Origin of the sequence: Limnospira sp. PMC 289.06 (assembly GCF_032350395.1) — a bacterium.
GTDB lineage: Bacteria > Cyanobacteriota > Cyanobacteriia > Cyanobacteriales > Microcoleaceae > Limnospira > Limnospira platensis.
Genome location: NZ_JARPLC010000168.1, coordinates 1 through 8,121, shown reverse-complemented (window position 1 = coordinate 8,121; position 8,121 = coordinate 1). Strand labels below are relative to the sequence as shown.

General features: G+C 43.9%; 4 protein-coding genes and 1 pseudogene. 3 read left to right on the top strand and 2 right to left on the bottom strand.

Features of this window, described 5'->3' with window-relative positions; genetic code table 11:
• Positions 1-372 precede the first annotated feature (372 nt).
• Positions 373-1,332, bottom strand: coding sequence for a serine hydrolase (locus tag P5674_RS21850; protein ID WP_035737048.1), 960 nt, complete (start codon positions 1,330-1,332; stop codon positions 373-375).
• Positions 1,333-1,366: 34 nt separating this feature from the next.
• Here P5674_RS21850 and P5674_RS21845 point away from each other — a divergent pair, with 34 nt between their 5' ends.
• The 3 genes from P5674_RS21845 (at position 1,367) to P5674_RS21835 (ending at position 7,371) form a co-directional block, all read left to right on the top strand.
• Positions 1,367-2,146, top strand: coding sequence for a C40 family peptidase (locus P5674_RS21845; RefSeq protein WP_014275374.1), 780 nt, complete (start codon positions 1,367-1,369; stop codon positions 2,144-2,146).
• The gene (locus tag P5674_RS21840) at positions 2,143-3,084 is read left to right on the top strand and encodes a lysylphosphatidylglycerol synthase domain-containing protein (protein ID WP_014275373.1); all 942 of its coding nucleotides are present in this window, start codon (positions 2,143-2,145) and stop codon (positions 3,082-3,084) included. The genes P5674_RS21845 and P5674_RS21840 overlap by 4 nt, the downstream gene beginning before the upstream one ends.
• A 144-nt stretch (positions 3,085-3,228) precedes the next feature.
• Positions 3,229-7,371, top strand: coding sequence for a diguanylate cyclase (locus P5674_RS21835; RefSeq protein ID WP_315670277.1), 4,143 nt, complete (start codon positions 3,229-3,231; stop codon positions 7,369-7,371).
• A 97-nt stretch (positions 7,372-7,468) separates the two neighbouring features.
• Here P5674_RS21835 and P5674_RS21830 read toward each other — a convergent pair.
• Positions 7,469-7,657, bottom strand: a pseudogene (locus P5674_RS21830) (response regulator); the annotation flags it as partial.
• Positions 7,658-8,121: the final 464 nt, after the last annotated feature.

Genomic DNA, 8,121 nt, shown 5'->3' with positions numbered 1-8,121 from the left:
ATGCTTTGGGAAATGGTGCGTCAGGTGGCTATATGCTTCCTTTGGGTGATAATATTTGCCGGTCTGACGCACCCTACGGTTTGATGTGCTTTGGGAAATGGTGCGTCAGGTGGCTATATGCTTCCTTTGGGTGATAATATTTGCCGGTCTGACGCACCCTACGGTTTGATGTGCTTTGGGAAATGGTGCGTCAGGTGGCTATATGCTTCCTTTGGGTGATAATATTTGCCGGTCTGACGCACCCTACGGTTTGATGTGCTTTGGGAAATGGTACGTCAGGTAGGGTGCGTCAGATAGATAAATCATAATTTTAACCTGAGATGTTGAGGCCTGACGCACCACTGGTGGGTTTGACGCACCCTATGGTTAAATTCAGGCTGGCGGTAGGAAGTCGCCTATACTGTCTCTCATAGCAGCTACCACCAATTGAGAAATATAGGGTAAAATCTCCGGGTTTTTACTTTGGGATTTGCCCTCGGTAAAAACTACTAATAAATAAGGTGGCAAATCGGGAATTTCAATATAAGCTGCATCATGTCTAACTTGAGAAGTCCAGCCGGCTTTTGACCATAAATTAGCATTCTCAGGTAGTCCCTCCCCGAAAAATTCCGTAACCTGATTTTCGGGGTCTTCTGCTAAGGCTACCGGGTCAAGATTTCTGTGCATCAATTGCATCATTGTTTGAGATGCTTCTGAAGATGCTGCTACGCCTCCGACAATGCTATGTATTAGCCTAGCGGTGGCATTAGTTGTCAGCATATTACGGTTTTCCATCAGTTCCCCTAAAAAAGCCCTTTCTCTACCATAAGCACCATCACCCCAGGTTTTTTGGTTAACATTAATTGATTCAAGTTCCGGCCAATTCAGGGATTGAAAATAGCGATTAATGATATTTCGTTGATATTTCCAAGTCTCGAAGGGACCAGGTGATAATTCGGGGCCGCTGGTGGTTCCAGTTAACACATCCACGACTAAACTGGTAGCATCATTGCTAGAATGTGCAATCATGTCTTTAATGGCACGTTCTAACTCTGGAGAGATTTGCAACATCCTCTTTTCCACCCACTCGTATACAGCGACCAAGTAAAATAATTTAACTACACTGGCTGGATAAATGCGTTCAATTCCCCGATATGCAAACCCCCTAACGGGATATTTCCAAAATTCTTCGGGTGTAAGTGCGCCTCCGGTATTTACAGAAACTGGGGGGTCATAAATTACCCAGGTCATGGCTATTTGATTGGCGCTTAGTGCTGGAAATTTACTCCGGGTTGCCTCTATAATACCTGTGCCAAGAGTTTGTATCTTTGGGTCTGGATGGAAAAATGCCATAACAGGAAATTAGTTTTAAATATTGGTGACAAATATGGTCATTGACGGATTATCGGATATTTTGGGGCAGCTTTCCCCTAATACAGTGCCATTAAAGCTACTCCCAGTTGAGTATAAATGCCAAGGTGATCTGAATATTTATGATTCTCCTGAGTGTAGGACTCTGGCAACTCAGGCGGCGACTGGACGACACCTGCGCCTATTTGAGGTTAACACCGCTGAGGATATGTTAGCTATACCTGTGCAACTGTGGGAGGATGATTACCCAGGTTGGTTGGCGGCGGGGGATGTTGAACATTTGCTAAAGTCACCATCACCATTACCCCGGACAATTATATCACCCCAAAAGATTAACCAGGGTATAAATAAGGCGATCGCATTTTGTCACGAAGCTGCCAAAATTGGTAATACTTACCTATGGGGAGGGACGCTAGGGCCAAATTATGATTGTTCGGGTTTGATACAAGCTGCTTTTTCTGGGCAGGGTATTTGGCTACCGCGAGACGCTTATCAACAACAGGGGTTTGTTCAACCTATACCACCAGTTATCTGGGAAATGAAGCCAGGGGATTTAGTTTTTTTTGGGACATCATCTAAAACTACTCATGTCGGCCTTTATTTGGGTGATGGTAAATATATACATAGTTCGGGGCCAGAACATGGTAATAATGGTATTGGTTATGATGATTTGTGGCACGCCAATAATCCCGTTAGTAAATATTATGCGGAACATTTTATCGGTGCCGGTCGGGTAGTCTCTAGCTATCCTTTTGATGCTTTTGGCAGGTTTAATCGACTGAGGGTTAAGTTTTGAAATCCTATATATCTCGGTGTAAACCTTGGTTACGTTGGCTGATTTTGGGCATTACTTTATTTTTCCTGGCTACGGCTATTAAAAACCACTGGCGAGAGGTGGCAGCACTGCAAATTACTGGCAAAAGTTGGGGATATTTAGCTGTGGCTTGGGTGGTCACTTTTCTGGCTCATATATGGTCTGCCTGGGTGTGGTTATGGATTTTAACAGAGTTGAAATATGGGGGGGATAAAGGGATTGATTTTCGCCGGGGTATCCAGATTTATTTAAAGACTAACATCGCTAAGTATATTCCTGGTAATATTTGGCATTTTTATGGGCGTATTGTAGCTACTAAAAATGCGGGAATAGCTTTAGGTATAGCTACTTTAAGTGTTTTGTTGGAGCCTTTATTGATGGCGGCAGCAGCTTTGTTTATAGCTTTAATCACTCTCGAATCTGCTCATTTATGGTTGCAGATTTTATGTTTAATTGTGGTTTTGGCTGCTGTTCATCCTCGGCTTTTAAATCCGGTTTTAGGGTGGTTGGGTAGAGTTAAATTAAGGTCGGAAAATTTTAGTGATTTTAAAGATAAATACACGGATACTATACAACTACAACGCTATCCGATTAAGCCGTTTTTAGGAGAGTTGGTATTTGTGGGATTACGGGGAATTGGGTTTATTCTAACTCTGCTGGCTATGGGTTATTTTAATTGGCTGGAAGTGCCGAGGGTTTTTGGTGCTTTTAGTTTGGCCTGGTTATTGGGGTTGGTGGTTCCGGGGGCTCCCGGAGGTTTGGGAGTGTTTGAAGCTACGGTTTTAGGATTATTAGAATCTTCAATTGCACCAGGTATTTTATTGGGGACGATCGCCTTTTATAGGGTAGTTAGTATTACGGCGGAAACAGCGGCGGCGGCTTGGGCGGCTGGGGATGAAAAAGCTAGAAACTCAAGGTAAATTGCTCTGGTTATGGGTTGCTTATAAATGCTGATGGCAATCTACCCCTAAATATTATATAATCGGATAAGCCCAACTCTCGTCAGGTTTGTGTCTTGATTAGATAAAAATATATTCACCAGTGAAATTTTATTGATATCAGCTATGCAACCAGAAGTAAAATCAGCCATAATTCGAGATCCTTTGATAGTATCAGGTGATTTAACTGTCATGGAAGCGATCGCCTTTATGAGTGGTGTCCGCCTTCAGTGTCAGATGACTGATAATATATCAATATCCGAGTCAGAACCGGACCTAGAAGCCCGATCAACCTGTGTGATAGTGTTGCAAGACCTAATGGTGGTTGGTATCCTTACACAGCGCGATATTGTGGGTCTAGCTGCTCAACAGCAAAATCTGGGACAGTTACTAATTGAGGAGGTAATGACTCCATCTGTCATTACTTTACGGGAATCAGAACTTACGGATTCACTCACTATCATTAACTTACTACAAAAGCACCGGATTCGACATTTACCTATAGTTGATGATAGCGATCGCTTAGTGGGATTGGTTACCCATCAGAGTCTGCGAAAATTGATGCGCCCCATTGACTTATTGCGGTTGCGGTTAGTCTCGGAAGTCATGACCCGCAATGTTGTATCTGCTAACTGTGATCAGACCATGTTAGAAATAGCCCGCTTAATGTCGGAAAGACGGGTTAGTTGTGTGGTCATTGTGGAAACTCAGGGTGATGCTGATCATGCTATGCAAATTCCCCTCGGAATTTTGACGGAGAGAGATTTATTGCAGTTTCAATCCTTGGGTTTAAACTGGGAAAATATCCGGGCTGCCAATATGATGAGTTCCCCTTTATTTACCATTAGACCAAAGGAGAATTTATGGGAAGTTCAGCAACTAATGGAACAACGCCGAATCGGCCGGGGGATAGTCACGGGAGAAAGGGGGGAACTATTAGGAATTGTCACGCAAACCAGTTTACTGCAATGTTTTAATCCGTTGGAATTATACAAATTGGCGGAGGTGCTAGAGGAGAAAGTCTCGCGGCTAGAATCGGAAAAATTCAAACTCCTAGAAAATCGGGCGGCTGAATTAGAATCACAGGTTAAACAGCGGACTGCTGAATTAAGGAAGCGGGCTGAAGGGGAAAAGTTAATCTCAGAATTGGCTACTAAAATTCGCTCCTCCCTAGATTTACAGACGATTTTAGATACTACGGTTGAGGAAGTGCGACAGGTGCTAAAATGCGATCGCGTTAATATTTGGCGGTTTGGCGATGATTGGGAAACGGTAGTGGTAGCAGAGTCTACTAATTCGCCGGTTTCTTTGATAGGAGAACGCATCGCAGATACCTGTTTTAAGCAAAGCCAGGCGGAGATTTATCGCCAAGGAAAGATTAGGGTAGTTTCGGATATTTATACTACAGAAATGACGGACTGTCACCGAGAGATGCTGATCCGGCTTCATACCCGCGCTAAAATTATACTACCTCTGCTGTGTGGTGAACAACTTTGGGGGCTGCTTAATGTAACTGAAAGTGAACATCCACGGCAATGGAAAGCCGAAGAAATCGAACTACTACGAGCCTTATCTGTACAATTAGCTATCGAGCTTCAACAAGCCACTAACCATCAACAGTTACAGATTGAATTACAGGAAAAAACCCGGATAGAGGCAGAATTAAGAACCACGGAAACGAAACTGCGGAAAGCCCAAAAAATAGCGGGACTTGGTACTTGGCAACTTGATCACAAAACCCAGAGATTATTATGGTCAGACGAGGTGTTTGCGTTCTTTGAAATTGAACCAGAAAATTTTAGCTATACCCACGATGAATTTCTCAGCTTTGTACATCCAGAAGATCGCGATTTAGTAAATGATATGTATAACCAACATCTATGCGATCGCCAGTCCTATAGTATTAGTTACCGCATTTTACTAAATGATGGTAGAATTAAGTATGCACAAGAATATTGCGATACCCTTTATGACGAGAATAATCAGCCAATTTGTTCTGATGGAACTATCCAAGATATCACCCTACAAAAAAAATTAGAACAGGAACATATCCGCGCGGAAGATATGCGACAACAGGCTGAATCTATTAGCCGAGAAGTGAAACTATTAGATAATATTTTAGATATCATCCTAGCCGGATATTGGGATTGGGATATTTCCGGCAATACAGAATACCTTAGTCCGGGCTTTAAGCGTATGTTTGGCTATGAGGATCACGAACTGCCCAACTCCCCCGAAAGTTGGCAAAACCTGCTTTTTCCAGAAGATTTGCCGGGAGTATTAGACTGTTTTGAAAAACATATAAAAAGTCGTGGTAAAATCCCCTACTACAACGAAGTTCGATATCGCCACAAAAATGGTTCGACGGTTTGGGTGGTGTGTTCTGGACAGGTGATTGAGTGGGACGATGATGGTAATCCTATGAGGATGGTAGGCTGTCATATTGATATTAGCGATCGCAAAAAGTCGGAAATTGCACTACAAGAAAGCGAGGCGCGTTATCGCCGCATTATTGAAACTACCCTAGAGGGGGTATGGATAATTGATGGGGATGCTAAAACTACCTTTGTGAATCAACGAATGGCAGATATGCTGGGTTATACTCCATCGGAAATGATAGGTATGGGGTTGATAGACTTCTTGAACTCCTCAGAGCAACTTCAAACCCAAAACTACCTCGAAAGGAGAAAGCAAGGTATCCAGGAACAGCATACCTGTAAATTTCAACGCCGAGATGGGACGGCTTTGTGGGCGATCGTTTCTACTACGCATCAGTTAGATAACCAAGGTAACTTTGTGGGGGCTATTAGCTTATTAACTGATATTAGTCAACTGGTGAGTATTCAAGAAGCCTTAAAAACTTCGGAAATGCAGCTTAGTGGGATTCTGAATAGTTCCGAATATGGGATTATGGCGTTTCGTTCGGTTCGGAATGAACAGGGTAAGATTATTGATTTTGAATGGTTATTGGTGAATCCTAGCGCTGGTAAAGTAGTCGGTAAATCAGCAGATGAGTTAATTGGGAAAAGGTTACTGGAGGAATTGCCAGAGTATCAAGAAAGTGGCTTATTTGAACACTATGTGGAAGTGGTAGAATCGGAAAAATCCGTGAAAAAAGAGTTTTATTATAACCAGTATGGCATTGACTTTTGGTTTGAAAATATTTCGGTCAAATTAGGGGATGGTTTCGCGGTGACTTTCCGTGATATCACCGGAATTAAACAATCGGAAAAAGCCCTAAGTCTAGCAAACGAACAATTGAATAATCGGATCAATGAACTAGATCAACGCCATGCAGAAATGTTGCTTTTGAGTGAAATTAGCGACTTTATGCAGGCGGCTTTGACTGTACAAGAAGCCTGTGAAGCGATTAGCTATTTGCTAGAACCCCTTTTCCCAGAATGTGCTGGCGGAATTTTTTTGATGGCGGCTTCCCGGGACTCGCTGGAAATGATTTCTTCTTGGGGAAAAGAATGCACCTCAGTCTCGGTTTTTGTGCCGAAAGATTGTTGGGCTTTGCGCCGGGGAAGGGTACATTTATGTAATCATGAAAAAGGGGGTATTTTTTGCCGACATATTCAGGTAAGTTCTACCCTCTCTTGCACATTGTGTGTTCCGATGATGGCTCAGGGAGAGACTTTGGGTTTGTTTTATCTAAGTACAGATTCGGCGACGGCTTTATCTGAGGCAAAACAGCAGGCGGCGAGTACGGTGGCGGAACAGATAGGGATGGCGATCGCCAATTTAAACCTCCGCGCCACTCTGGAACATCAGAGCATCCGTGACCCTCTCACCGGACTTTTTAATCGTCGCTATTTAGAGGAATATTTGAGTCAGGAAATAGCCCGAGCCCAACGGCAAAAGCACCCCATTGGGGTCATCATGATGGATATAGACAATTTTAAGCATTTTAATGATACATTCGGTCATGATGCGGGGGATTATGTATTACAAAAAGTGGGAGAACTGCTGAAACAGAAGGTGCGAGAATATGATGTTGCTTGTCGCTATGGGGGTGAAGAAATGACCCTAATTTTGCCGGGGTCTTCCCTAGAAAATACTTCCATGAGGGCTGAACAAATTAGAGAGGCGATCGCCTCCCTTGTAGTAGCCAGTGGTGGTCAACATTTAGGCAGTATCACCGCCTCCTTCGGTGTGGCAGCCTTTCCCAAGCATGGTAGTATAGGTATAGACCTAATCCAGGCGGCTGATGCTGCTCTCTACCGCGCCAAAGCAGACGGACGCAACCGGGTTGTGATTATTCCATAATCATGAGAAACTTACGGCAACCCGCCCCTAAATTATGCTTTAGCGATCGCCGGTTTCCCACAAAGTACGCGCGTAACATTCGCCCCGCGGCTCCAGTTCATCGTACAGGCGCAGGCTTAGTAAAATAGCCTCTCGCGCCTAATTGATAAGCCATCTGGCGGTGTCTGTCAGCGCCCCTAGAAGTTAACATAGCAATAGGTAGACCTTCGAGTTGTGGGTCTTTCTGCATTCCGGAGAGAAGTTCCAAGCCGTCCATACGAGGCATTTCAATATCACAGAAAAAGTTGGCTGGTTTTTTGCGCGGCGTATCTCAGCACCCGCCCCTACAGGGTGGGCGGTTTGTTGTTGGGTTGTTGTTTCCCCTGTTTGAGAACAGTCAGCCAATCTTTGGATTAAGCGATGGCTTTCCCTTCATGGGGTGGAAAGGTAAGGCTATACGTCTTGCTGCCTCGTATCGGACGATTCGGGTATGAAATAAGGCTGAGATGCCTGAAATAACCACCCTGTGGGGAATCCAGCCCCGAGTCTGGATATAAGAGGCTCGTCTCTGACCATCCCCATAACTGTTTATATGTCCCGACGTTTGGAACTCAACCTCTCCAAACAAGGCAGGGAACTCAAGGTCATAAAACAAACTGTTTTGAATGGGAAGTTATGACCCCATGATAACAATGAGTAGAGAGTGCGAAATGTTGAGGAGACCAAATAAGGCTGTGATGCCTGAAATCACCTCCTAGTGGGGAAGCCAGC